At 64.6% G+C, this 25,771-nt stretch carries 21 protein-coding genes; 9 read left to right on the plus strand and 12 right to left on the minus strand.

Going from position 1 to position 25,771, the window contains the following annotated elements; translation table 11 throughout:
* A partial coding sequence (locus tag TSA1_RS18715) for a YciI family protein (protein WP_100181206.1) occupies positions 1 to 398 on the minus strand: 398 nt, incomplete at its 3' end.
* Between the two features lie 433 nt (positions 399 to 831).
* Between TSA1_RS18715 and TSA1_RS18720 the strand changes: the two genes are divergently transcribed.
* The 5 genes from TSA1_RS18720 (at position 832) to TSA1_RS18740 (ending at position 5,448) form a co-directional block, all read left to right on the plus strand.
* On the plus strand, positions 832 to 2,496 hold the full coding sequence (locus TSA1_RS18720; protein WP_100177638.1) for a methyl-accepting chemotaxis protein: 1,665 nt from the start codon (positions 832 to 834) through the stop codon (positions 2,494 to 2,496).
* A 293-nt stretch (positions 2,497 to 2,789) separates the two neighbouring features.
* Entirely contained in the window at positions 2,790 to 3,134 is a 345-nt protein-coding gene (locus TSA1_RS18725; RefSeq protein WP_245448559.1) for a DUF2846 domain-containing protein, read from the plus strand.
* A 58-nt stretch (positions 3,135 to 3,192) separates the two neighbouring features.
* Entirely contained in the window at positions 3,193 to 3,981 is a 789-nt protein-coding gene (locus tag TSA1_RS18730) for an SDR family NAD(P)-dependent oxidoreductase (RefSeq protein ID WP_100177640.1), read from the plus strand.
* A gap of 124 nt (positions 3,982 to 4,105) precedes the next feature.
* Positions 4,106 to 4,543: a hypothetical protein gene (locus TSA1_RS18735; RefSeq protein WP_100181207.1), complete on the plus strand. Its 438-nt coding sequence runs from the start codon at positions 4,106 to 4,108 to the stop codon at positions 4,541 to 4,543.
* Positions 4,544 to 5,088: 545 nt separating this feature from the next.
* A complete protein-coding gene (locus TSA1_RS18740; protein WP_100177641.1) occupies positions 5,089 to 5,448 on the plus strand; it encodes a hypothetical protein in 360 nt (119 codons plus the stop codon).
* Positions 5,449 to 5,558: 110 nt separating this feature from the next.
* On the opposite strand, the gene TSA1_RS18745 is transcribed toward TSA1_RS18740, so the two are convergent.
* From TSA1_RS18745 to TSA1_RS18760, 4 genes are all read right to left on the minus strand, one after another.
* Complete coding sequence (locus TSA1_RS18745; RefSeq protein ID WP_100177642.1) at positions 5,559 to 5,972, minus strand: VOC family protein; 414 nt, start codon at positions 5,970 to 5,972, stop codon at positions 5,559 to 5,561.
* Between the two features lie 30 nt (positions 5,973 to 6,002).
* A complete protein-coding gene (kdpF, locus tag TSA1_RS18750) occupies positions 6,003 to 6,542 on the minus strand; it encodes a K(+)-transporting ATPase subunit F (RefSeq protein ID WP_100177643.1) in 540 nt (179 codons plus the stop codon).
* Positions 6,543 to 6,676: 134 nt separating this feature from the next.
* Positions 6,677 to 7,963: an RNA polymerase sigma factor gene (locus TSA1_RS18755; RefSeq protein ID WP_100177644.1), complete on the minus strand. Its 1,287-nt coding sequence runs from the start codon at positions 7,961 to 7,963 to the stop codon at positions 6,677 to 6,679.
* Entirely contained in the window at positions 7,960 to 8,328 is a 369-nt protein-coding gene (locus TSA1_RS18760; RefSeq protein ID WP_100177645.1) for a YciI family protein, read from the minus strand. The genes TSA1_RS18755 and TSA1_RS18760 overlap by 4 nt, the downstream gene beginning before the upstream one ends.
* Positions 8,329 to 8,470: 142 nt before the next feature.
* Between TSA1_RS18760 and TSA1_RS18765 the strand changes: the two genes are divergently transcribed.
* Together TSA1_RS18765 and TSA1_RS18770 are read left to right on the plus strand one after the other, a co-directional pair.
* Positions 8,471 to 9,436 (plus strand): 2-hydroxyacid dehydrogenase, encoded by a 966-nt coding sequence (locus TSA1_RS18765; RefSeq protein WP_100177646.1) that lies wholly within the window; start codon positions 8,471 to 8,473, stop codon positions 9,434 to 9,436.
* Between the two features lie 109 nt (positions 9,437 to 9,545).
* Positions 9,546 to 11,513 carry a methyl-accepting chemotaxis protein gene (locus TSA1_RS18770; protein WP_161497245.1) on the plus strand — a complete coding sequence of 656 codons (1,968 nt, stop codon included), beginning with the start codon at positions 9,546 to 9,548 and terminating at the stop codon, positions 11,511 to 11,513.
* 186 nt (positions 11,514 to 11,699) lie between these two features.
* Here TSA1_RS18770 and TSA1_RS18775 read toward each other — a convergent pair whose 3' ends face one another.
* On the minus strand, positions 11,700 to 12,362 hold the full coding sequence (locus tag TSA1_RS18775) for a TetR/AcrR family transcriptional regulator (protein WP_100177647.1): 663 nt from the start codon (positions 12,360 to 12,362) through the stop codon (positions 11,700 to 11,702).
* A 104-nt stretch (positions 12,363 to 12,466) separates the two neighbouring features.
* Between TSA1_RS18775 and TSA1_RS18780 the strand changes: the two genes are divergently transcribed.
* Positions 12,467 to 13,111: a glutathione binding-like protein gene (locus TSA1_RS18780; RefSeq protein WP_100177648.1), complete on the plus strand. Its 645-nt coding sequence runs from the start codon at positions 12,467 to 12,469 to the stop codon at positions 13,109 to 13,111.
* Between the two features lie 121 nt (positions 13,112 to 13,232).
* On the opposite strand, the gene TSA1_RS18785 is transcribed toward TSA1_RS18780, so the two are convergent.
* Complete coding sequence (locus tag TSA1_RS18785) at positions 13,233 to 15,383, minus strand: methyl-accepting chemotaxis protein (RefSeq protein ID WP_100177649.1); 2,151 nt, start codon at positions 15,381 to 15,383, stop codon at positions 13,233 to 13,235.
* A 1,502-nt stretch (positions 15,384 to 16,885) separates the two neighbouring features.
* On the opposite strand from TSA1_RS18785, the gene TSA1_RS18790 reads away from it, so the two are divergent.
* Positions 16,886 to 19,639 carry a beta strand repeat-containing protein gene (locus tag TSA1_RS18790; RefSeq protein ID WP_100177650.1) on the plus strand — a complete coding sequence of 918 codons (2,754 nt, stop codon included), beginning with the start codon at positions 16,886 to 16,888 and terminating at the stop codon, positions 19,637 to 19,639.
* A 753-nt stretch (positions 19,640 to 20,392) separates the two neighbouring features.
* On the opposite strand, the gene TSA1_RS18800 is transcribed toward TSA1_RS18790, so the two are convergent.
* The 5 genes from TSA1_RS18800 to TSA1_RS18820 form a co-directional block, all read right to left on the minus strand.
* Positions 20,393 to 21,064, minus strand: coding sequence for a type 1 glutamine amidotransferase domain-containing protein (locus tag TSA1_RS18800; protein WP_100177652.1), 672 nt, complete (start codon positions 21,062 to 21,064; stop codon positions 20,393 to 20,395).
* Between the two features lie 57 nt (positions 21,065 to 21,121).
* A complete protein-coding gene (locus TSA1_RS18805; RefSeq protein WP_100181208.1) occupies positions 21,122 to 21,754 on the minus strand; it encodes a hypothetical protein in 633 nt (210 codons plus the stop codon).
* Between the two features lie 8 nt (positions 21,755 to 21,762).
* Complete coding sequence (locus tag TSA1_RS18810) at positions 21,763 to 24,018, minus strand: xanthine dehydrogenase family protein molybdopterin-binding subunit (protein WP_100177653.1); 2,256 nt, start codon at positions 24,016 to 24,018, stop codon at positions 21,763 to 21,765.
* A 1-nt stretch (position 24,019) separates the two neighbouring features.
* Complete coding sequence (locus tag TSA1_RS18815) at positions 24,020 to 24,484, minus strand: (2Fe-2S)-binding protein (protein ID WP_100177654.1); 465 nt, start codon at positions 24,482 to 24,484, stop codon at positions 24,020 to 24,022.
* Positions 24,485 to 24,566: 82 nt separating this feature from the next.
* On the minus strand, positions 24,567 to 25,502 hold the full coding sequence (locus tag TSA1_RS18820) for a helix-turn-helix domain-containing protein (protein ID WP_100181209.1): 936 nt from the start codon (positions 25,500 to 25,502) through the stop codon (positions 24,567 to 24,569).
* Positions 25,503 to 25,771: the final 269 nt, after the last annotated feature.

A 25,771-nucleotide genomic window follows, 5' to 3' on the forward strand; every position in this document is an offset into this window, starting at 1 on the left:
TTCAGCTCGTCGAAACCGGCGGCGGCCGCCTGCACGTCAGGCGGAAAGTCGGCCATTTCCTGCACTTGGCGGATCTCGATGATCTCGTTCGGCGAGGCCGGGCATCGCTTTGCCCAGGCGATCGCCTCCGCCCGCGAGGCGACCTCGATCATCCAGTAGCCGCCCAGGACTTCCTTGGCCTCGGCGAAGGGGCCATCCGTGACCATGGGCTCACCGGTCGCAAACGAAACGCGTGCGCCCATCGACGGCGGATGGAGCCCGTCCAGCGTGATCAGCACGCCGGCGTCCTTCAGCGCCTCGTTGTAGCGCATCATCGCGGCGACACGTTCGGGATCGAGTTGCACGTCCGGCGGCGCGGCTTCGTAGCCGAGCGGGATCATCAGCATCATGAATCGCATGGGGTGTCCTTGTTACTCCCGACCTTCCGGCCAAGCCGAAATCGCGTTCCCGGAATGACGGCGGTGCCCCTGTAAGACGAACGCGGTGCCGCGAGGCCGACACGGGCGAGAAGATTTTCTTGGCGGTCATCCCCGGTCGGAGGCGACGCGGATGTCGCCGCCACGGTCCGCCTGCGGGAACTTCGTCGACACGCCGCGAAAAATAATTCGCATGCCGTCCGTAAAAATACGAACCCGCGATGTGACTCCCGCCGTGCATATGGAGCGAGAACCCTCGCCGGTTGAAATAGTTGGCTGACGCACGTGAAATTGCGGAACCGGCCGCAGCCCTTGTCTCAGTTTACAAACGCTCAAGGAGAGCATGCAAATTTTCGGGCGGGGGAAGCGGTACGCCGATGCTGCCGATTCGCTCCCGGCGGATTGCGGAGCTCACGTGTTCAATTTCCAGAGCAAGAAGGTCAGGCACGCGATCGCGGAGGTCGAGGCACTCGATCGGTCGCAGGCCGTGATCGAATTCGGTCTCGACGGCACCATCCTCGATGCCAATGAGAACCTGCTCAAGATGAGCGGCTACACGCTGGCCGAGATCAAGGGCAAGCACCACAGCATCTTCGTCAGCGCGGCCGAGCGAGAGAGCGCCCGCTATCGCGACTTCTGGGCCAGCCTGAACCGCGGCGAGTTCCAGACCACGCAATACAAGCGTTTCGGCAAGGGCGGCAAGGAACTCTGGATCCACGCCTCCTACGCGCCGCTGCGCGACGAGAACGGCAAGGTGGTCAGCTTCATCAAGTTCGCCACCGACATCACGGCGCACAAGATCAAGACCATGGAGGATTCCGGCAAGATCGCCGCGGTGAACCGCGCGCAGGCCGTGATCGAGTTCCAGATGGACGGCACCATCATCAGCGCCAACGAGAACTTCCTGAATGCGATGGGCTACTCGCTCGACGAGATCAAGGGCAAGCATCACAGCATGTTCGTGACGCCCGAGGACCGCACGAGTGCGGCCTACGCCGCGTTCTGGGTCAAGCTGAACCGCGGCGAATTCGAAGCCGCCGAATACAAGCGGCTGGGCAAGGGGGCGAAGGAAATCTGGATCATCGCGACCTACAATCCGATCCTCGACGAGAACGGCAAGCCGTTCAAGGTGGTGAAGTTCGCGACCGATGTCACGGCGCAGAAGATGAGGGCGGCCGACAATGACGGCCAGCTCGCCGCGATCCAGAAGTCGCAGGCGGTGATCGAATTCAACATGGACGGCACGATCCGCACCGCCAACGAGAACTTCCTGAAGGCTCTGGGCTATTCGCTCGCCGAGATCAAGGGCCGGCACCACTCCATGTTCGTCGAGCCGAACGAGAAGAATTCGCTCGCCTATCGCCAGTTCTGGGAGACGCTTAACCGCGGCGAATACCAGGCCGCCGAATACAAGCGCATCGCCAAGGGCGGCCGCGAGATCTGGATCCAGGCGTCCTACAACCCGATCTTCGATCTGAACGGCAAGCCCTACAAGGTGGTGAAATACGCCACCGACATCACCGCGCAGGCGATCGGTCGCAAGAAGGCCGACAACGCGCGCGGGCTGATCGAGGCGGTCGCGGCCGGCAGCGAGCAGATGAGCGCTTCGATACGCGAGATCTCCGAGACCATGGCGAAGTCGCGCGAGAATTCCAAAGTCGCGACCAACCGCGTCGAATCCGCCGACGGCCAGGCCCAGAAGCTGACCGCGGCCGCACAGGCCATGAGCGGCATCGTCGAGATGATCTCCGGCATCACCAGCCAGATCAATTTGCTCGCGCTCAACGCCACGATCGAATCGGCCCGCGCGGGCGAAGCCGGCCGGGGCTTCGCCGTGGTCGCCTCCGAGGTGAAGAATCTTGCAAGTCAAGCCAAGCAGGCGACCGATACGATCACGTCCGAAATCGACGCGCTGAATACCATCTCCGGCGACGTCGCCAGCTCCCTGACCACGATCAAGGTCGCGATCGCCGGCGTCAACGCGTTCATTGCCTCCACCGCCGCCGCGGTCGAGGAACAGAGCATCGTGACGGCGGACATGTCGGCCAACATGCAGCGGGCGTCGGCGGAGCTGGCATAGTCGGCGCAGCCAGCGCTGCCCGATGGACACGTACGAGCAGCCATAGATACCCGCTGTGCTTGCCGATTGAAAAACGGTTGCACAATCAAGGCGTGTATGCCTAATCAAGTCCGTGGGGGCGAGGAAACGGCGAGGCAATTGCTCGCCGTTTGCCGCTGATTTGGAGCTGGGCGCTCCGATATTTGGGACGGGGGCATATGAGGTCGAAGATCGGGGCGCTGCCCCTTTTGCTTGTCGGATTTTTGTTGGCGAGTTGCGCGAGCCCACGAGGCCTGGACGAACCGGCCTTCCAGATGCCGCCATTGAAGCCTGGCCTGGGCCGAGTGTACTTCACCCGGCCGGGCGAATTCGTTGGATCTGCTGTTCAGCCTGAGATCCGGATGAACAATGAAGTCGTCGGCAGGTCCGTGCCCGGCGGGTTCACTTTTGTCGACCGTCCCCCGGGGAAGTATGTCGTGACGACGGCAACCGAGGTCGAGAATGCGGTGTCATTCCAGCTGTCTGCCGGCGAGTCCAAATACATCAAGACTGCTGTGACACCGGGCATCCTCGTCGGCCATGTCACGCCCACGCTGGAATTCCCGGAACAGGGGCAGTCCGATATCAACCGTCTCAGATATGTCGGCCCCAAGTTCTGATCCCTTGCGCGGGGCCAGCTAAACTGTCATGCCGCGGGTTCGAGCAAAGGACCCCGTCATGACCCCCTCGCCCACCAAAGTCGCTCTCGTCACTGGAGCCGCGCGCGGCATCGGGCTCGCGACCGCGAAGAAGTTCCTGGCCGAGGGCTGGCGTGTGGCGCTGCTCGACATCGAGGGCGAGTTGCTCGGCCGGGCGGTCGCCGAAATCGACCAAAGCGAGGCGACGCTGGCACTGACCTGCGACGTCTCGGACGCAGCCGCAGTGAGCGATGCAATGGAGGCGGTCGCGGGCCGGTTCGGCCGCCTGGATGCGCTCGTCAACAATGCCGGCATCGCGGTGTTCGCGCCGCTGATGGAAACATCCGAGATCGACTGGCGCCGCGTGCTCGAAGTCAATCTCACCGGTCCCTTCCTTTGCACCAAGGCGGCGGTGCCCCTGATGCGCGAGGGCCATGGCGGCGCCATCGTCAACATCACCTCGATCTCGGCAGTGCGCGCCTCGACCCTGCGCTCGGCTTACGGCACCAGCAAGGCCGGGCTGGCGCACCTGACCAAGCAGCTCGCGGTCGAGCTCGCCTCGCTCAACATCCGCGTCAACGCGGTCGCGCCGGGACCGGTCGACACGGCGATGGCGAAGCAGGTGCACAGCAGGGAGATCCGCGCCGACTATCACGATGCCATTCCGCTCAACCGCTACGGCCTCGAGGAAGAGCTTGCCGAAGCGATCTACTTCCTCTGCTCGGGCAGCGCGAGCTACATCACCGGACAAATTTTGGCCGTTGATGGCGGCTTCGATGCGGCGGGTATCGGCCTGCCGACGCTGCGCGGGCAAAGGCGGAACGGATAGGCACGGGATTCGCAGAGCGGGCAAAGGCGCAACGCGCCGTGCCCACCATCGATCCCGAATTTTGCGGTGCAGATGGTGGGCACGCTACGCTTTGCCCACCGGAATCGAATTCGTGGAGAGTGCCATGCGACGCGTCATTTTCCTCAAGGTCCTGATGCTCGCATCCGTGCTCGTCGCCATCACCCCTGCCGTCGCCGAAATCCGCATCATCCAGTCTCCGGGGGGACAGGTCGGACCGTTCCTCGATCTGTTCGAGAAGGTGCGCGAGAGCGGCGAGCGCGTAGTCATCGACGGTCCCTGCCTGTCCGCCTGCACACTGGTGCTCAGCATCGTGCCGGATGAGCGCATCTGCGTCACCAAGCGCGCCGTGCTCGGCTTCCACGCGGCACGTTCGGTGGACCGGCGCGGTCGCTTCTATGCCGAGCCGGAAGCATCGGTTGCAGTGCTTGCGGCCTATCCCGGCCCGGTACGCGACTGGATCAGCCGCCGCGGCGGCCTCACCTCGCGCTTGCTCCTGCTGAGAGGGCGCGATCTCGCCGCGATCTACCCGCGCTGCCGCTGACGCGTCCGACAGCCGCCACGAATGTGACGTCGATGACTCCTGTGAACCGCGTCACATGAAGGGCGCCTGACTTGAAGGCACTTGGCTGGCCCGAGGCCGTAAGGCAGGTTCCCTGGTGCTGGCGATTTATTCGCACCGGGCTCTACGCCATCACGCTGTGGCTGCCTTCAGTAGAGAGTCTGAATCACCGGCACCAGCTTCATGCTGGCGCAGATAAGCATCCCCCATAGGGCAAAATTGATCTGTAGCGCCGCCGCCATCGGTCGCTCCCCTTCCAAGTGACGTCCACCCCAGTTTGTAGATTTTATGAATCACCAATAGCGATTCTAACGTGCAGATCACAGCCCAATATTGCGCCAATTGTTGTGCAATGCGATCCGCATTGTTTCACGAAGCGGCCTCACTGCTCGCACAAAGTGATGTGAATCGTTCGTTCATTCCGCGGCCATGCCGACCAACCGATTTGCGTTAAGTTCCATTTGATCGACGCGATGTGAGCTTCCTAAACGGCGCTTGCACGTTACGCACCGAAGTCTGGATCCGGCATGATGCGACACGGCATTGTCTTGCTCACTTTCTGCACAGCGCTGCTTGGATGTGCAGTCGCGCCGGCGCAGGAGCGTCGTCCGATCGCTTGGGACGGCCTCGGCCAAGACCCCAACAAGAGCTCGCACCGCGCCCATGTCGGCAAGCGGCGCGCAACGTCCCCCGCGCCCGCCGCAACCGATCCCAATCAGGAGCGGGAAAGAGTGCTCGGCACCTTGCGGCCATACTCTGAGGCGTGGTGGGCGGTGTATGACGAAATCGAAGCGGAGCGCGACAAGCAGCTCGGCACCAAGCTCGTGATCTGCCCGCGCTGCGTTCAGCCGCGACAAGACGAAGACGTGACCGGATCGATCCGCTGAGCGGCTCGCGACCGTTCCGAGCGTGACGCGGCAAATCCATTCATCCCCTCTCCCGCGACGATGGAGAGAGGGGACCGTTGCTCAATCAATCATGCGCGCAGTCTTACGCGTCACATTCCTTCCGCCGGGCAGTTCACCATCCAGGGAATGCCGAACTTGTCGACGCACATGCCGAAGCCCTTGGCCCAGAACGTCTTGCTGAAGGGCATGGTGACGGTGCCGCCGTCGGCGAGCGCATTGAACTTGCGCTCACCGTCTGCGGGGTCCTTGACCGTGAACGAGATCGAAAAGCCCTGCGGCTTGCTGAAGTGCTCGGGCGGCACGTCGGAAGCCATCAGCACGCTGCCGTCGGGCAGCGACATCCGTGCATGCATGATCGTCTTCTCGCGGCCGGGCGCGGCAGGCGTGTCCGGCGGCGCATCCGATGAGCGCATCATCGCGTCGATCTTGCCGCCCAAAGTCCTGGCGTAGAAGTTGAACGCGGCTTCGCAAGTGTCCTGATAGAACAGATAGGCATTGAGCATCGTTTCTCTCCTCTTCGTTTGCAGTGAAGCTTATTGCTTCTCGGTCAGCTTCTTCAGGCTGGCGAGGCCGGCCTCGAAATCCTTGCCGATCATGCTGTCCATGTCGATGAACACCTGCATGACCTTGGACATGAACGGAGCCGGACCGTACATCGCCCATGTGACCAGAGTGGCATCGCCTTGCGGCACAAAGGTGAACTCAGCGGTGTTGTGGCCTTCGAACGGCCGCTCGAAATCGAGCTTGATGCGAAGCCTTGACGGCCCGCTCGCCTCGAGGATCTCCATGTGGCCGGCGCCGACATTGTTGTTGCCGTCCCAGGCATAGGTCGCGCCTTTTCCGTCAGCGGTTCCGCCGAAGGTCCGCTTCATGGCGGGATCACGGGCTTCATAGGGCGACCAGCCGGTCCAGCGGCGGAAATCGGCCACCTGCGGATAGATCGCATCGGCCGGCGCCTTCACGGCGAGCGAGCGTTCGACGCGGAATGTGTCGGGTTTCGTCAAGGCGAAGACGAGAACCCCGGCTAGGCCGGCGGCGAGCACGATGGCGATGATGGCAATGGCTTTCAGCATGGATGGCTCCGTGGATACGGGCAAAGGACGAACGGGAACGGCGGGGGCCGACAAGGGCGGACGAATCTTTTCGTCATGGCCGGGCGTGGATGCCCGGGTCAAGCCGGGCATGACGGCGGAGAGGGTCTCGCGCGTCAGGTCGCCTTCGCGCCTTGCTTTGCCTTCGGCTGGCTGTCCCGGATCAGGCGATCGAGATGCATGCGGATGTGGGCGGCTTCCGCGGAGGTGTTGGCGAGCGCAATGGCGCGATCGAAGGCGATCCGGGCCTCGTCGCTGCGGCCAAGCTGCATCAGGAAGGCGCCGCGCACGCCGTAGAAGTGGAAGTAGCTCGCGAGCTTCGGCGCCAGCGGCTCGATCAGATCGAGCGCAGCTTGCGGCCCGCGCACCTTGGAGACCGCGACGGCACGGTTGAGCGTCACCACGGGCGAAGGCTGCACCAGCTCGAGCGCGCCATAGAGCAGGTCGATCTGGGCCCAGTCGGTTTCTTCAGGCGTCTTGGCGCGCGCATGCAGCGCGGCGATCGCGGCCTGGATCTGATAGGGACCGCTGCGGCGATGGCGCATTGCCTTGTCGATCAGCGCGAGCCCCTCCGCGATCATGGTCCCGTTCCACAGCGAGCGGTCTTGGTCGTCCAGCAGAATCAGCGTGCCGTCCGCCGCAAAGCGCGCGGCGCTGCGTGCATGCTGCAGCAGGATGAGCGCGGTGAGCCCCATGATCTCGGGCTCGCTCGGAAACAGCCGGAGCAGCAGGCGGGCCAGACGGATCGCCTCCTCGCACAGCGGTATGCGGATCGCCGCGGTGTCGCCGCTCGCCGAATAGCCCTCGTTGAAGATCAGATAGATCATCGCCGCGACGCCCGCGAGCCGCTCCGAGCGCTCGACGGCGCCGGGCGCCTCGAACGGCACGCCGGCTTCCGCGATCCTGGCCTTGGCGCGCGTGATGCGCTGCTCCATCGCCGCCTCCGAGACCAGGAAGGCGCGCGCGATCTGCTTCACGGTGAGGCCCGAGACGATGCGCAGCGCCAGCGCGATCTGCTGCGTCGCCGGCAGCTGCGGATGGCAGCAGACGAACATCAACCGCAGGATGTCGTCGCGATAATGCGACCCGTCCAGCCGCTCGGCCAGCGCGCCCTCCGCGTCGTCGAGATCCGAAATCGCCTGGTCGTCCTCCGGCAGCGGCTGCTGCTTGCGGGTCCGGCGCACCTCGTCGATCGCGGCATTGCGGCCGACCATGATCAGCCAGGCCGCAGGATCGCGCGGCGGCCCGTTCTGCGGCCAGCTCTTGAGCGCGCGTAAGGAGGCGTTCTGGAATGCCTCCTCGGCGGTGTCGAGATCACGGAAATAACGCAGCAGCGCACCGACCGCCTGGGGGCGCGCCGAGGTCAGCGCGGTCTCGATCCAGCCGGTGTCGGCTTCGCTCACGTCAGATTCCCTCCGGGCCGGAACACGCCGACGGGGCGCACCTCATAGGCGCCGCCAGGATTGGCAGCGCCGAGGTCGCGGGCGACGTCGAGCGCGTCGTCGAGGTTCTTGCAGTCGACGATGTAGAAGCCGAGCAGCTGCTCCTTGGTCTCGGCATAGGGGCCGTCGAGCACCAGCGGCGGATCCTCCTTGCGCAAGGTCGCCGCTGCCGTGGTCGGCAACAGCCGCGCGACCGGCCCGAGCCGGCCCTCTTTGGTCAGCCTCTCCTGCACCACGGCGAGCTTCTTCATGACGGCCTCGTCCTGCTCCTTGCTCCAGGAGCCGACGAAGTCCTCATCGTGATAGCAAAGGATTGCATAAAGCATGGGCGACATTTTCCTGGGGTCTTGTTTTGAAGACGGTTCACTCTGCCCCGCTCCGACAGGGCTGCGGAAAAAAATAGCAGGAAAAAGCCGGCGGGTCGTGCCAAGAGGGCCTTCTTGAGCGGAACCTGACGAGGCACTTCGAATGACCATGGGCACACTGGCCGTCCTGATCAACAGCACGCAGCAGAACTGGCTGCCGGAGCGCTGGAAGGCCCGGTTCGACACGGTCTGCGGCGGTCGCCGCGTGGTGCTGCTGCCGGATGACGGGCTCGATCCGGCCGAGGTGCACTATGCCGCGGTATGGAAACCTGTGCCCGGCGATCTCGGCTCGTTTCCCAATCTGCGGGCCATCTTCAATCTGGGTGCGGGCGTCGATGCGCTGATGGCGGACAAGAGCCTGCCTGACGTGCCGCTGGTCCGCGTCGCCGTGCCCGACTTGACCGGCCGCATGACCGAATATGTCGTGCTGCACGTGCTGATGCACCACCGCCAGGAGCTCTATTTGCGGGAGTCTCAGCGCGCAAAACGCTGGGAGCCCAGATATCAATGGCCGGCCAGCGCGGTGACGGTCGGCGTCATGGGATTGGGCACGCTCGGCGCGGACGCGGCCGACGTGCTGCGGCGGCTCGGCTTCCGGGTCGCCGGCTGGAGCCGCAGCCCACGCATGATCGACGGCGTCGAATGCTTCCACGGCGCAGAGCAGATCGATGCGTTCCTGCGCAAGACCGACATCCTGGTCTGCCTGCTGCCGCTGACGCCTGAGACGCACGGCATCCTCAACCGCGAGCTCTTCGCGAAACTCAACCGCAACAGCCCGCTCGGCGCGCCGGTGCTGATCAATGCCGGCCGCGGCGGCTTGCAGAACGAAGCCGATATCCTGGCCTGCCTCGACGACGGCACGCTGGGCGCCGCCTCCCTCGACGTCTTCGTGCAGGAGCCACAGCCGGCGGACAGCCGGTTCTGGACCCACCCCAAGGTGGTGCTGACGCCGCACAACGCCGCCGACACCGACGCGGACGCGATCTCGGTCTATGTCGCCGAGCAGATCGCGCGGTTCGAGGCGGGAGGTGCGCTGGAGAACGTGGTGGACCGGGCCAGGGGGTATTAGGCGCGCTGCGCGCTCCCACAACCACCGCGCTCCGACGGTATCCCGTTCACGCTCTCTTAGCGAGAACTTGATAAGCGTTCTTAACCAACGGTCAAAGAACGAGTCGGACATGCGCGCGAGCCTCGGCCTCAGGATGCGGATCACGGTTGCCCTCGCGGTGACGGCGGCGGCGACTGCCTTGTTCGCCGTGCTCGGGGCGATGTGGATCATCGCCGGGATCATCGACCGCGCCGACCAGCGCGAGCTGCGCAGTCATTACGATGCCCTGCTGTCGCGGATCGCGGAGGAGTCGCACCGCGCCGCCGCCATGAGCACCGTGGTGGCCGCAATGCCGGCGACGCAGGATGCGATGGCCAGGCAGGACCGCAACGCGCTGATGGCCCTGTTCGGGCCGGTGTTCGCCGCCACCAAATCGGAATACGGGGTCGAGCAGTTCCAGTTCCATGTGGCGCCGGCGACCTCGTTCCTGCGCGTGCATCAGCCCGCGAAGTTCGGCGATGATCTCTCCGGCTTCCGCAAGACGGTCCTGGTCGCCAATCAGGAGCACAAGATCGTGGTCGGGCTCGAGGGCGGCGTGGCCGGGCTCGGGATCCGAGGCGTGGTGCCCATCGCGCAAGGGGGCAAGCAACTCGGCACGGTCGAATTCGGCCTGACCTTCGGCCAGTCCTTCCTCGACGATTTCAAGACCAACCGCCACGTCGACATCGCCTTCCATCTTGCCGACGGCGCGGGTTTCAAGCTGTTCGGCGGCACGCTGAAGGGCAAGAGCTTCTTCGAGGCGGCCGATTATGGCCGCGCCACCGCAGGCAGCTTCACCGTGAAGCAGGCCAGGCTCGACAATATTCCGGTCGCATCGCTGCTCGGACCGATCAAGGACTTCTCCGGAAAGCCGCTCGGCGCCGTCGAATTGGTGATGGACAATGCCGATTACGAAGCCTCCGCCGACCGTGCCTGGCTGCTCGCCATCGGCATCGCCGCGCTCGGCCTCGTGCTGGCCGCGATCGTCGGCTATCTCATCGCCCGCAGCATCTCGCGTCCGATCATCTCCATCACGTCCGTCATGCGCGAACTCGCGGACGGGCGCACCGACGTCGCCGTTCCCACCAGCAAGGCGAATGACGAGGTCGGCGCGATGGTGAAGGCGGTCACGGTGTTCCGCGACAATGCCGTGAGATTCAACGCGCTCCAGACCGAGCAGTTGGAAGCCAAGGCGCAGTCGGAAGCGGAGAAGCGACGCGCCTTCGCCGCGCTTGCCGACAATTTCGAGGCCAGCATCCGCGACGTCGTCACCACGGTGTCCGCGGCCGCGGTCGAGATGGAGCACACGGCGCGCTCGATGTCGGCGATCGTCGAGCAGTCCCGGCAGCAGACGGGCGCGGTGTCCTCGGCTTCGGCGCTGGCCTCGGAGAATGTGCAGACCGTCGCGGCAGCGGCCGAGGAATTGTCCTCCTCGATGACCGAGATCAGCCGGCGCCTGGCTCACGCCACCGAGGTGGTCGGCAAGGCCGCCAGCGACGGCAGGCAGTCGAATGCGCGCGTGCAGAGCCTGGCGGAGGCCGCACAGAAGATCGGCGACGTCGTCTCCTTCATCAACGGCATCGCCGGACAGACCAACCTGCTGGCGCTGAACGCGACGATCGAAGCGGCGCGCGCGGGCGAAGCCGGCCGCGGCTTTGCCGTGGTCGCTTCCGAGGTCAAGGCACTCGCGACCCAGACCGCGAAGGCGACAGAGGAGATCGGGGCGCAGGTCACGGCGGTGCAGGGTGAGACCACCGGCGCGGTGGACGGCATCCAGTCGATCTGCGCGACGATCCAGCAGGTCGACGAGATCTCCGCCGCGATCGCCGCTGCCGTCGGCCAGCAGGGCACCGCGACGCAGGAGATCGCCAAGAACGTCCAGCAGGCCGCCGCCCGCACCGGCGAGGTCTCGCAAAACATCTCCGGTGTCACCGCCGGCATCGCCGCGACGGGTACGGCGGCGGAGGAAGTGCTGGGTTCGGCGGTCGAGCTGTCGAAACAGTCGCAGCGGCTGCGCGATGAGGTGGATCGCTTCCTCGCACAGATTCGCGCGGCGTAATTGGACGCGCGATCGCGCCACCTGCTCGCGGTCGTCCCTGCCTAGTGCGCAATTGCGCACGGGCGCAGGGACCCATAACCACAGGGAGTGGTTGTAGCGCTGACTGGTAACTCCGAGTCGTCGCCAAACTACTGCTGCGGCGTATGGGGTCCCGGATCTGCGCTTACGCTTGTCCGGGACGACAACCTACTGCTTGGCGCCCAGCATCACGTCGATCGCGCCCTTGACGATGGCCTCCAGCTCCTTGCGTGAGACGCGCGCGCGGGAGCGGATGGCGATGCTATGCACGGTGGCTGAGGCGAGCTGTGCCAGCACGACCGGATCGGCGCTCTCCGGCAACTCGCCCTTCTCCTTGGCGCGGCGGAAGCAGCTCGCAAAGGCCTTGTCGAGCTCGGTGAGACCGTCGAGCACCATGGCGCGAATCTCGGGATCTCCTACGGCTTCGGATGCCGCCGTCACCACCGTGAAGCATCCGCGCGGGCCGGTCTCGCCGGACAGATAGATGTTCAGCGCGGAGGCGAAGATGCGCTCCAGCCGCTGGCGCACCGGCATGTCCTCGCGAAAGATCTCAGCCATGGAGGCCCGCGCCTCCTCGCGGTAGCGCTGATAGCTCTTGATGTAGAGCTCGCGCTTGTCGCCGAAGGCGCCATAGAGGCTCGGGCGATTCATGCCGGTGGCTTCGCTCAGATCATCGAGCGACGTCGCGGCAAAGCCCTGCTTGCGGAACAGGTCCAGCGCCTTGCCGAGCGCGACCTCCGGCTCGTAGGCGCGGGGGCGGCCGCGGCGCTTCGGTCCGCCGCGGCGCTCGGGCTCGCTGGCAACAGCTGGCGGTTTTGATTTTTGTACCATCTCGCAAAATAGTCCTTGACCGACCCCATATTATGCAAGACAGTACAAAAATCAATCTGGCCAGGTTGAGCGAAAACTCAAGAGAATTGCCAAGGAGGCTACAGATGGATCTCTATTTCTCGCCGCTCGCCTGTTCGATGGCGACCCGCGTCGCGCTGTATGAAGCCGGTGCCGAGGCGAACTATCTCGAGGTCGACCCGCCGACCAAGACCGTGCTGAGCGACGGCTCCGACTTCCGCGCCGTCAATCCGATCGGTTTGGTGCCGACGCTGCGCACCGACGACGGCGTGGTCCTGACCGAGAACGCGGCGATCCTGCAATACGTCGCCGATCGCTTTCCGAAATCGGGGCTCGGCGCCGCCGAAGGCATCGATCGGACCCGCCTGCACCAATGGCTCTGCTTCATCGGCACCGAGTTGCACAAAGGCCTCTTCATCCCCGTGCTCGACCGCAAGGCACCGCAGGAAACCAAGGCCTATGCGCTGGAGAAGAACCTGTCGCGGCTCGACTATCTCGACAATTACCTGAAGGGCCGCGACTTCCTGCTCGACCATTTCAGCGTGGCGGACGCCTATCTCGTCACCGTCATCAACTGGACCATGGCGACGCCGCCGATCGATCTTGCGAAATGGCCGAACGTGAAGGCCTATTACGAGCGTCTGCGCCAGCGGCCGTCGATTGCGAAGGCGGTTGCGGAGGAGTTCGAGCTGTACAAGGCCGAGCTGGCACGCAAGAAGGCGGCGGCGTAGGCCGGACCGAACGCCGCGCCGGATTGTCGAACAAGTCGTTGTCCCCGCAGGTGAGACAACGACTTGTTGCAGATCGGCATGGTCCGCGGGCAGGACACGGACATGCGCTCTCATCATTCGCTCAGGCCGCCCTGACACTGTCGAGAAAGCGATCGACCTCCGTACGCAGCCGGTTGCTGTCGCTCGAAAGCGCTTGCGCCGCATCGAGCACCTGCGCCGAGGCCGAGCCAGTTTCGGTCGCGCCACGCTGGACGTCGGCGATGTTCGACGAGACCTGGTGCGTGCCTTGCGCGGCCTGCTGGACGTTGCGCGCAATCTCCTGGGTCGCGGCGCCCTGCTCCTCGACCGCCGCCGCGATGGTCGACGAGATCTCCGACAAGGACTTGATCGTGGTGCCGATCATCTTGATGGCATTGACCGAATCCTGAGTGGCCCCCTGAATGCCGGAAATCTGCTGGGAAATCTCACCGGTGGCCTTGGCGGTCTGTTCGGCAAGAGCCTTCACTTCGGAGGCGACGACGGCAAAGCCGCGGCCGGCCTCGCCGGCCCGCGCGGCCTCGATCGTCGCGTTCAATGCGAGCAGATTGGTCTGGCCCGCGATCGTGTTGATGAGCTCCACTACGTCGCCGATCCGCGCCGCTGCCATCGAGAGCTCACCGACTTTCTGGTCGGTGATGCGGGCCTGCTCGACCGCCTCGTTGGCTATCCGCGCAGATTCCTGAACCTGGCGGCCGATCTCGTTGACGGAAGATGACAGCTCTTCCGTCGCACTCGCGACGGATTGCACGTTGGTCGAGGCCTCTTCGGAAGCCGCCGCAACCATCGTCGCAAGCCTCTCTCCACGCTCGGCGGTCGAGGTCAGCGTGTTCGCCGAGGCCTCCAGCTCCGTCGAGGCCGACGAGACGGTTTCGATGATCTCGCCCACCGCGCTCTCGAAATTGCCGGCGAGCTTGATCATCTCCACCTTGCGCTGGGCAGCCGCACGCTTCTCCGTCGCCTTCAGCTCGTCGCGATCGAATCGAACGATGGCCTGCAACGTCTGTAGATTTCGCAGAGCCTCGCCGAGTTCGTCGTCGCGTTCGACGACGATGCGGTTGTCGAGCTTGGCCTGGTTGATGCTGAGCATCGCATCGTTCAGGCGCCGAAGCGGCCGGACGATGGCACGGATCGTCTGCCGACTCACCAGCCCGCCGATGGCGATGCTCGCCAACAGGAGGGCCAGCGCACCGCCGACCAGCCAGCCATATTCGTGTTCGGCCGCATCATATTCCGCCTTGGCTTCCTTGACCTGGATCGCCACGAGCTTGTCGAGATCCGTCTTCGCCGCCTCGTACAATTCGCGCGCCCGCCCGGCCAGCAAGGTGGCCAGCTCCTCGTACTTGCGCTCGGCAGAGAGCGACAGCGCCGGCTTCAGTCCTTGCTCGACATAATTCATGCGCCTGGGCGTGAAGCTGTCGGCAACGCTTCTCTCTTCCGGTGTCAGGTAAGTCGCCATGTAGTCGGCCCAGGCCTTCCCGACCTTCTCCAAATTGGCATTCACCTTGGCTGCGATCCCTTCGACCGGCTTCCCGGCCCGTCCATTGGTGGCCGCCTCGAACAGCAGCACCGTGTTGTCCCTCATCCGGTCATTGATCTCGAAGAGCTGCGCCAGCGGCACCGCACGGTCTTCGTAGATCGATTGCAGCCGCGAATTGCTCTGGCGCGTCCCCTGCAGGCCCATGGCGCCGATCACCAGCAGGAACAACGACAGGATGGTGACGAGGGTGACCAGGCGCGCGTTGAGCGTGCCGGTGAAGATGGACAATCGATCAAGCGGCGAACGTCGGCGAATCATGCCGGCATCCAGCCTGTAATTGTGCGGCTTGTTCTCGCGAATCATCGCATACACCTGCTCCGCCTCGGCACGTAGGTCGGCGGGCAGCTTGGTACGGATGGAGCTGTATCCGACGACCTGTCCGTTCTGCCGAATCGGAGAGGCGGTCGCCAGCACCCAGTAGAAGTCACCGTTCTTGCGCCGGTTCTTCACGGCGCCCGACCAGGGCTTGCCCTGCTTAAGCGTCGCCCACAGATTTTCGAAGGCGACGGGCGGCATATCCGGATGACGGATGATGTTGTGCGGCTGCCCCATCAACTCGGCCTCCGAAAACCCGGCCGCTTCCACGAACTGATCGTTGAAGTAGGTCAGCTTCCCTTTCGTATCAGTGTGGGAAACGATCAGGGTTTCGTCGGTAATCGGATATTCGGTGGTCGTGACCGGAAGGTTGGTCCGCATGGGAGCCTCCAAAATGGCATTCGCAAAAATCGAACCTGTGAACTTCAGGTAAGCGCCGAAGCATTTAATTTGCCTAAAGAGAGAGCATCGATCCGATCGATGGAATCGCTTTTGGATGACGGTTTCCGGCAAAAACCCATCCTGTGCGGGAGACCGCAAAGCAACCTCAACCGCTGGATGGTCGACGTGTGGCTTGCAATGCCAAAGCCGTTCGCGGTCGCGCGCCGGCAGCCTTGATCGCACCAATGTTGCAGCCGCTTCTCGTTCGCAGCAAGCCGTATGGCGTGCGCGGTAAAGTCGTGACGGCAAATTGGACTCCGTCATTGCGAGTGCAGCGAAGCAATCCAAAATCCCTCGGCGATCAGACCCTGGATTGCTTCGTCGCAGGAGCTCCTTGCAATGACGGAGACACGACATCGCCCTAACGCGCCTCTCTCGTGTCCCGGACGCGCTGCAGCGTTCTTACGCTGCTGCGCAGAGCCGGGACCCAGCAGGCTTCATGTTCCGCTCACGCATGGGCCCCGGCTCTGCAGCGCACCACGCGGCACCGGACGATGCTTCGCATCGCCGGGGGCGCGCTGCGCTGCGTCCGGGGCACGAGACTGTTGTTGAGCGATGGACATGACTGCCTATTCTCGCGGCGTGTTTCGCCCGAGCTTTGCTTTGGTCTCGCACCCTTTGAAAGCAAGGGCGCAGGGAAGGCCGGGCGCCGGCTGGCACCCGAAGTCCCGCGTGCGAAAAACGCGCACGGGGTTGGACGACAGGTGTGCCGGTCGCCCGGCCTTCCCTGCGCGATGGTTTTCACGGTGTCCTTCGTGCTCTCCCCGGGGAGCGATGCACTATTGCCCCCGTCGCCTTGCGGATTTCGGATGCGGTGCCGGTTGGCCGCCACATCCCCGCAGGACTTGACGCACAGACCCCGGGCGTCAGGACCACACGACTTCTCCGTCCGCGCACATCCTCGCTGGGTTCTCCACGGCTGGCGTGCGCTCACCGTCGAGGCCATTCGAAGACGCTGTCGACGCCGTGTCGTATCGCGCCCGTCGCTGCTCACGGTCTCCCGCCCTGCAACCACATTGCGCGCCGACGCCGTCGCGGCCACCGCATCCCGGCCCGCGTCTCGTGACGATCGCGAAACGCCCCTTGTGGCGGGCGGGATGGCGCAGCTTGTACGGCAAAACCGAACTTCTGTAAATTCGAATATTTTTGCCTGGGGCTATCGACCCAGTGCTGGCGTGTTTTGCCTGTCGGGCGACACAACGGATGGTAGGTGGCATCGGCCGAGCCGCGGCGAACACGGCGGCGTGAACGACCGTCTTGCCACGTCCTCCCCAGAATCAAGCGGTTCTCAAGGAAAACAGGAGCCTGTCCGAAGACTTCAGCGAAGCCGGAACCGGCATCCCGGCCTACAGACGAGACCGTCTGCCGTCCGCCCGGCATCGCGAAAAGCGTCACGGTACCGCCGCACGGCCTATTTCGATCACGCAGAGCGAGAAGCGCATATGGCTGTCACAGCGAATTTTTCCGCCGGAATTCTCACCGTTTTTGGCAACGCCCACAACAACACGGTCACACTGGGCCGAAGCGCGGCCGGGACGATCATCGTCAACCATGGCGCGGTCGCGGTCAAAGGCGGCCCCGCCACGGTCGCCAATACCAAATTGATTCAGGCCTTCGGCCTCGACGGCAATGACGTCATCACCATCGACGAAAGCAACGGCGCGATGCCCGCCGCCAACCTGTTCGGCGGTGCCGGCAACGATACGCTGACCGGCGGATCCGGCGGCGACATGCTGTTCGGCCAGTCCGGCAACGACACGCTGTTCGGCAAGGGCGGCAACGACCTGCTGTTCGGAGGCTCCGGCAACGACGTTCTGGTCGGCGGCGACGGCAACGACCAGATGTTCGGCGAAGCCGGCAACGACCGCATGATCTGGAACCCCGGTGACGACAGCGACTTGATGGAAGGCGGCGAAGGCATCGACACCGCGGAGGTGAATGGCGGCAACGGCAGCGAGACCTTTGCCATCACGGCCAACGGCACGCGCGTGCGCTTCGACCGGGTCGACCCGGCGCCATTCTCGCTGGACATCGGCACCACCGAGAACCTCGTCGTTCATGCCGGAGGCGGCGACGACGTCATCACCGCAACGGGCAATCTCGCCGCGCTCATCAGTCTGACCCTCGACGGCGGCGCCGGCAACGACACCATCCTCGGCGGCAACGGCGCGGACCTTCTGCTCGGCGGCGACGGCAACGACTTCGTCGACGGCAATCAGGGCAACGACACCGCATTGCTCGGCGCCGGCAACGATACCTTCCAGTGGGACCCTGGCGACGGCAGCGACAGGGTCGACGGACAGGCCGGAACCGATACATTGCTGTTCAACGGCTCGAACATCAGCGAGGACATCACCCTCTCCGCGGCCAATGGCGGCCACGCGCTGCTCACCCGCAATGTCGCCAACATCACGATGGACCTCGATGGCATTGAAACTGTCACGATCAATGCCCAGGGCGGCAGCGACAACATCGTCGTCAACAACCTGGCTGGCACCGACGTCAGGCAGGTCAATATCGATCTCGGGTCGAACGGCGCCGGCGACGGCGCTTCCGACACCGTGACGCTGCTCGGCACCAACGGCAGCAATGCGATCGAGATATCCGGCACGGGCACGTCGGTGGCGGTCACGGGACTGCCGGCTTCCGTGGCCATCACCAATGCAGAAGGCGCCAACGATGCGCTTCTCGTCGAGAGCCTCGGCGGCAACGACACGATCTCGGCGGCCGCGCTTGCCGCAGGGATCGTGCACCTGACCATCGATGGCGGCGCCGGCAATGACACGATCACCGGCAGCGCCGGCAACGACACGTTGATCGGCGGCGACGGCAATGATGTCGTCGTTGGCGGCCGCGGCAACGACGTTGCGCTGCTCGGCGCCGGGACTGACGTCTTTCAATGGAATCCCGGCGACGGCAGCGACACCGTCGAGGGCGGCGATGGCGTCGACACGCTGCGGTTCTTCGGCGCGAACATTGCGGAAAACATGTCCGTCGTGGCGAACGGCGATCGCGCCCTGCTGACGCGCGACGTCGCCAACATCACGATGGACCTGCACGGGGTCGAGCATGTCGATCTCCATGCGCTGGGCGGCTCCGACCATTTCACCGTGGGCGATCTGAGCGGGACCGAATTGACGCAGGTGAACATCGACCTCGGCGGCTCGACCGGAACGCCCGACGGCGCCGTCGATACGGTCTCAGTCGATGCCACCCAGGGCGCCGACACGTTCGGCGTCAGCGGCAATGCCGGCGGCGTGACGGTGTTCGGCCTGCATGCGGCCACCCACCTGACTTCCATGGACGGGACCGATCAGCTGACGCTCAACGGCCTTTCCGGCGACGACGTCATCGACGCCAGCGGCCTTGCTGCCGGCGTGCTGCAGCTGACGGTCAACGGCGGCATCGGCAACGACACCATCCGCGGCAGCCAGGGCGACGACCTCATCAACGGCGGCGACGGCAACGACGTCGCGCTGATGGGGGCGGGCAACGACACATTCGTCTGGAATCCCGGTGACGACAACGACACGGTCGAGGGCCAGGCCGGCAGCGACACGCTGTTGTTCAACGGCGCCAACATCGCCGAAAACATCAACATCTTTGCCAACGGCTCCCGCGCCGATCTGACGCGCGACGTCGCGAACATCACGATGGACACGCACGGCGTCGAGACGATCGCGTTCAATGCCCGCGGCGGCGCCGACAAGATCACCGTCGGCGACATGACCGGCACCGACGTCACGCAGGTGAAGATCGACCTCGGCGCAAACCCCGGCAACCCCGGCGGCGACGGCGCGGTCGACAACATCGTGATCAACGGCACCGGCGGCGACGACGTCATCACGCTGTCGCTCAACAGCAACGGCGCGCTGGTGATCGACGGCCTCGCCAGCCAGGTCGTGATCGAGAACTTCGACTTCAACGACACCATCACCATCAACGGCCTCGGCGGCGACGACGTGATCGAGGCCTCGGGCGTCGGCCCGGGCGGGCCGCATCTCGTCTTCGACGGCGGTGCCGGCGACGACGTGTTGATCGGCAGCGCCGGGAACGACACGCTGCTCGGCGGACTTGGCGATGACGTGCTGATCGGCGGTGGCGGCCTCGACGTGCTGGATGGTGGGCCCGGAGACAACGTCGTGATCCAGTCGTTGCTCGCGCATGCAAGCTTCCATTCGGGCACGCTGGTCTGAGCCGGCGAGGCGCGCTTCGCCCGGCGCCGGCCCGCTGACCTGCGGGTAACGCAATCGAATACAGCCCGGACGGCGCAGCGTGCTGTCCGGGCCATGACGCTTTGACGGCCATGCTGGTCCTGATACTCTGTCCGCGTCGTGGTTCGGCGGGGCCATGCCATCCATCGTTGAACCCGAGCTGCCGAAGGAATGCGGATGAGAAGCGTGACGCTCCTGGCTCTCGGCCTCATGTTTGTCGTCGCATGGTCGCATGACAGCGCGAGAAGCCAGACTTCGAACGCCCCGCCGGTTTCGCTTGCTCCGCCCGATGCATCGCCGCCGCGCCCGAGTGCCACCAAGCCCGCACGGGTGACGACAAACAGAGCTCCGCCAGCGACGTCCCGCAGAGAGACCTCGGTGCCCACGATAGGCGGGTCTCAGGCGATACCGAATCCCGCCGCCGACTATGACGGCTTCAGCGTCGGCAGCGTCGATGACAATGACGCCCCGCACCAGGTGGCGCCGCCAATGAGGTCACGCGCCGCAAAGGACGCCAGGTCCGATCCGGATGCAGATGTCCTCGAGCGGGAAGATGGGGCGTTGAAGCGAAAGCTGATGATCTGCCAGAACTGCAAATAGGACGTTTGTTGGCCGGCCAGCCCAACTGCGGCTCTGGCAGCTCGCAAGCTCGTGGCCCGGATCGCGCGCAGCGACGTCCGGGCAGCGGGTCCGGCCGATCAATTGCACCCGCTCCCCAAGTTTCAGATTTTCGCGTCAGCGGTCCTTGAGGGCGGATAGCAACTCTTTTCCCAGCGGTCCGGCCGAAGCGGGGTTCTGCCCCGTGATGAGCCGGCCGTCGACGACGACGTGAGGCTGCCAATTGGCTGCCGACGAATACTCGGCGCCCTCTGCCCTCAACGCGTCCTCGAGCTCGTAAGGCACGTCATCGCGGGCGTAATCGTACTCTTCCTTCTTCGAGAAGGACGTGAGCTTCTTGCCGCGCACGAACGGCGTGCCGTCGCCGAGGTTGACGCCCAGCAGCGCGCACGGCCCGTGACACACAGCGGCGACGAGCTTGCCGGTGGTCCAGGCGCGCACGACGGCACTCTGGACCGTTACATTGCGCTGGATGTCCACCATGGGCCCGAGACCGCCGGGCACCAGGATGGCGTCGTAGTCGGCAGCGTCCACCTCGGACAATCTGCGACTGTGATTGAGGCGACGAAAGGCCTTGCTCGCGAGAAACTCCTTCTGGGCGGGATCCTTCTCGTCATACGCATCGTACGGCGTCCATCCCCCAGCCGGAGACGCGAACTCGACCGCGACTCCGGCCTTGTCGAGCACGTCGAAAGGATGGGCGACCTCGGCGAAAAAGAAGCCGGTCTTGCGACTGTGCGGGCCGATCACCGCTGCGTTGGTGACGATGAAGAGGACATGTTGGGTCACGGTTTCTTCCTTTCGAAGGAGCTAGGTGGGATCGCGCCGGCGCGACGCGGAGAACGTTCAATTCGGACAGGGTTGCCCAGCTGCTCCCCACCGGGCCATGTCCTTGACGTGATCCTCGAACGTGCCGGGCGGCGTCGAACGTCCCTCTCCGGGCGCCCAGCCCCGCGGAATGAAGCCGTTCAGCGAGGCATCGTGCCGCAAATGCTCGACGAGGCCGGCGGCGTCGCGGCCGCCATTGCGCTTGGGATCCTTCAGCTGCGCGCAAATCTCCGGCCCGCTCTTGCCGAACCAGATGAAGGCCACCGGGGCAAGCTGCCAGTCGATGCCGGCGCGCGGCGGCGCCGGCGCAGGCTCGTTCGCCTGGGTGGAGGTCATGTGACAGGTCGAGCACGGGATCGCCTCCGCGCCGATGCGGCTCTCGCCGCCATGGATGTTCATGCCGTGCACGCGGGGCTTGGTTTCGCCTGCCGGCGTCCAGATCGGAATGGCCTTGGCATCGACGTGGCAATTGGCACACCGCGGATGCGTCACCACGGCTTCGATCCGCTTCCAGGCCTCCAGCCCCTCGACGCGGCTGACGCTGCCGGGCGGCAGCAGGTCTTTGGCGGCCTCGTCCTTGGCCGCGACGATGCCGGTGACGGCGGCTATAGTCGCCCCCGCGAGGACGAGCGCAATCAGAGATCTCTTCATGGCCTTGCTCACACGAAATCGACGAACTTGTTGAAGGGCATTTCGCGGATGCGCAGCCCGGTCGCGGCGAAGATCGCGTTGGCAAGCGCGGGCGCTGCCGGCGGAACGGGCGGCTCGCCGACGCCCCTCACCTTGGGATCGTTCTCGAGCCCGCGAACTTCGATCACCGGACATTGGTAGATGCGCATGGCCTCGTGGTGGTTGTAGTTGGTCTGCTGAACCGCGCCCTTCGCGTAAGTGAGTTCGCAGTTGATGGCGTGGCCGAGGCCCCAGACGATCCCGCCCTGCACCTGGTTCTCGAAATTGACGGGGTCGATCACCTTGCCGACGTCGACCGCGGCCCAGACCCTGTCGATCCTGATGCCCCGGTCGGTCTTTGTGACCTCGACGACTTCGGCAACCGGTGTGCCGAAGGACTCGACGAAGGCAACGCCCCGGCCTCGGCCGTTGCCGAGCGGTCCCTTCCAGTCCGACATCTCCGCGACTGTCTCCAGCAGCTTGCGGTAGTGTGGCACGGCGCACATCTCGATCCGCGCCTTCATCGGATCGAGTCCCGCCGCATGGATCAATTCGTCGATGAAGCTCTCGGTGAAGAAGCCACCCGTCGAGGCGCCGACCGACCGCCATGTGGTGCTCGGCGACAATCCTTGCGCCTCGTAGGTCGTAGCCCGGAAATTGGGGATATCGTAGTAGACGTTCCAGAGGCCGGCCGCCAATTGCGGGTCGGGATCCTTCGAGGGGGCGCCCGAACGTTCGAGCAGCCCCTTGAACGGCGCCGTCGAAGCAAGCTGCAGATCGGCCGCGACGATCTTGCCCTTGTCGATGCTGCCGCTGTACCGGGCGAGCGCGATCTGCCGCGGAATGTCCTGGAGGAAATCCTCCTCGCGCGAGAACACCAGCTTGATCGGCGTGCCCTTCATCTGGTTGGCGATCTCGGCGAGAACGCGGACGTTCTCGTATTCGAGACGGTGGCCGAAACTTCCGCCGGTCCACTGATTGTGGAAGGTGACCTGTTCCGGCTTCAGGCCGATCGCGGTCGCCGCGACGTATTGCACGAATTGCGGGCTCTGGTGGCCGACCCAGATTTCCATGCCCTTGTCGGTGACGAGGCCGATACCGTTGAGCGGCTCGAGCGGCTGATGGGCGACGTAGGGCGCGCGATACTCCGCCTCGATGCGCGTGCCCGTCTTCAACCCGGCTTCGACATCGCCGATCTTGCGCCATTCCTTGCCCAGGAACTCCGGCTTGAACGAGGATTGCAGCACCTTCCAATGGTCGGCCTGCTCGGCGGGGTACACTGACGGCGCCCACTCGCATCTGATCGCATCGGCGGCCCTCATCGCGTACCAGCTGTTGGTGGCGATCACGGCAACGCCATTGTTGATTTCGAGGATCTTCTTCACCCCCGGCATCGATTGCGCCTTGCCCGCGTCGTAGGATTTCATCGGCTGCCCCTTGTTGGGGTTCAGCTTGACGGAGGCGTACAGCATACCCTCCATCTTCATGTCGATGCCGAACTTCAACTCGCCCAGAACCTTGGCGCGCACGTCAAGGCGCATCATCGGCTTGCCGATCAAGCGCCAGGTGGCGGGATCGCGCGTCTGCGCGTCGAGCACCGGGGGAATCTTCGCGGCGTCCGCCGCGAGCTCGACATAGGGAAACTTCTTGCCGTCGGGGAGGATCACGTGCCCGGATCGGGTGCGGATGTCGGCCACCGCGACGCCCGAACGCTTGGCGGCAGCGGCCTTCAGCGTCTCACGCGCGACGGCGCCGGCCTTGCGCAGCTTCTCATAGGTGTCGGGAATCGTGCTCGAGCCGCCCGTCATCTGCATGCCGGACTTGCGAAGACCTTCCAGCGCCGCGGCGCGACCCGCTTCGGCCGCGGGGCTCTGATCCGAGGCGAGGAACGGCGCCAGCTCTTCCTTGAAGCCGGTGTTGAAATAGGCGGGACTGGGGCCTGCGAAGCGAACTTCGAACTGGCCGGGATCGAGGTCCATCTCCTCGGCGATCATGATCGGCTGCACCGAGCCGACGCCCTGACCGATGTCGGCGTGCTGGGCGATCAGCGTGATCTTGTCCGGGCTGATCTCGACCCAGGGATTGAAGGTCACGGAATTCGGCCCGAGGCCGGCCGTCAGAGGATTGTCACTGGCGGTCGGCGCGGCCGCCTCAGCACCACTGTAGAAGCCGAAGGCGATTCCGCCGGCCATCGCGGCGGAGCCGAAGACAAACGCGCGGCGCGAAAGGTCCTGGATATGGCCCATGTCACTTCTCCGCCATTTTCTTGGCTGCGGCCGCATGGATCGCCGCGCGGATGCGCGGATAGGTGCCGCAGCGACAGAGATTTCCCGACATCACCTGATTGATCTGCTCGTCCGTCGGTTTGGATATCTTTGTGAGCAGCGAGATGGCCTGCATGATCTGGCCGGTCTGGCAGTAGCCACATTGCGGAACCTGATGCTCGATCCAGGCCTGGACCACCGGGTGCTGCTCCTTCTTGTCGATGCCTTCCAGCGTGACGATCGACTTGCCGGCGACCTCGCCGATATGCGCCTGACAGGACCGCACCGCCTTGCCGTCGATGTGGACGGTGCAGGCGCCGCATTGCGCGACCCCGCAGCCGTATTTGGCACTGGTGATGCCGAGCTCGTCACGCAACACCCACAGCAGTGGCATCTCGGGAACAACGTCGACGCTGCGCTTGATCCCGTTCACCGTGAGCTCGATCATGTCGATATGTCTCCTGACGGATCTGGTCGGCACATCAGCACTGCCTGATCGAGGCCGAGCCGTATTCCCGATTCCTGCGGAATCATGCGCAATCCCTGCGGAATGCCGCATCGGAACGATCGCTCTGCAGCTCGGCCTCCCCGCAGCACAATTCGCGATACTGCCCCGGCGTGAGACTTGCGGCCTTGCGGAACACGCGGGTGAAATTGGCCTGCGAGCCGAAACCGAACGCCAGCGCGATCTCGACCAGGGACAAGCGGTCGCGCGCGAGTTCCTGCCGCGCCGCCTGGACACGGCGATCGGTCACGTAACGGTGCGGTGACAATCCGGTCGCCTCGCGAAACAGCCGGGAGAAATGATAGGGGCTGAGGCAAGCCTGGGCTGCGAGATCCTCGAGCCTGATATCGCTGGCAAGAGAAGTCTCGATATAGTCCAGCACGCGCTGCAGGCGCCTCGGATCGAGCGACGGCGCTTTATCGGGCGCGCGCCAGCGGTCGATCGTGTAATTGCCGAGAAGATGCGCGGCGAGCGCGACCTGGATTCCCTCCACGAACAGCGCGTCGGTCGGCTGGCGCGGACGATGCAGCAGGTCGCGAAGCGGCGAGCAGATGTGGAAGAGCACCTGGTCCGACAGACCATGGGCGTAGGCGATCTCCACCTTCGCCGGATCGATGTCGAAGTCCGCAAGCGCGCTCTGGTTCAGCAGCGCAGGCGGAAGATAGAGATGAAGGCATTCCATCCGGTCCGACAACTCGAGATGGCTCTCTTGCGTCCCCACGGGGACGAGGTAGCTCATGCCCGGCCGGGCGAAGCTCTTCTGCACTTCGCCGTTGCCGATCCGGCACACCATGCCGCCGCCCGACAGCACCACGACGATTTCCGTACAGATCGGAACGGGCGTCGCCTGCCGCCCGGCCTCGAACTTGCGATGCTCGATGCTCAGCCCCGGCCAGTCGCTGGTCGCAGCGAGCTTCTCGCTGTTCTTGTACTTCTGATCTCCATGCGTCACGAGCGCCATCACGACCTCCGCTTTGTTGCGGCGAATCCCGGCCCCGTATCGCGAACGCGCGATCATTCCATCCGGTGGTGAGTTGCAGCCCCGGCCGCTGCCACGCCGATGCGAACTTTCTCACAAGCGGCGATTGTGAAGTCCAGACCCGGCGCGGTTAAAAGAGGTAAAAGGCAGACAACGCAAAGGCTTGGACAACGCGCTCGATTGCGTTGAAGAGCCGATCCCGCCGCGGATGAGCAAGATGCGTCCGTCATCGCGCATGAATCGGAAATACC

This window comes from Bradyrhizobium nitroreducens (genome assembly GCF_002776695.1).
GTDB lineage: Bacteria > Pseudomonadota > Alphaproteobacteria > Rhizobiales > Xanthobacteraceae > Bradyrhizobium > Bradyrhizobium nitroreducens.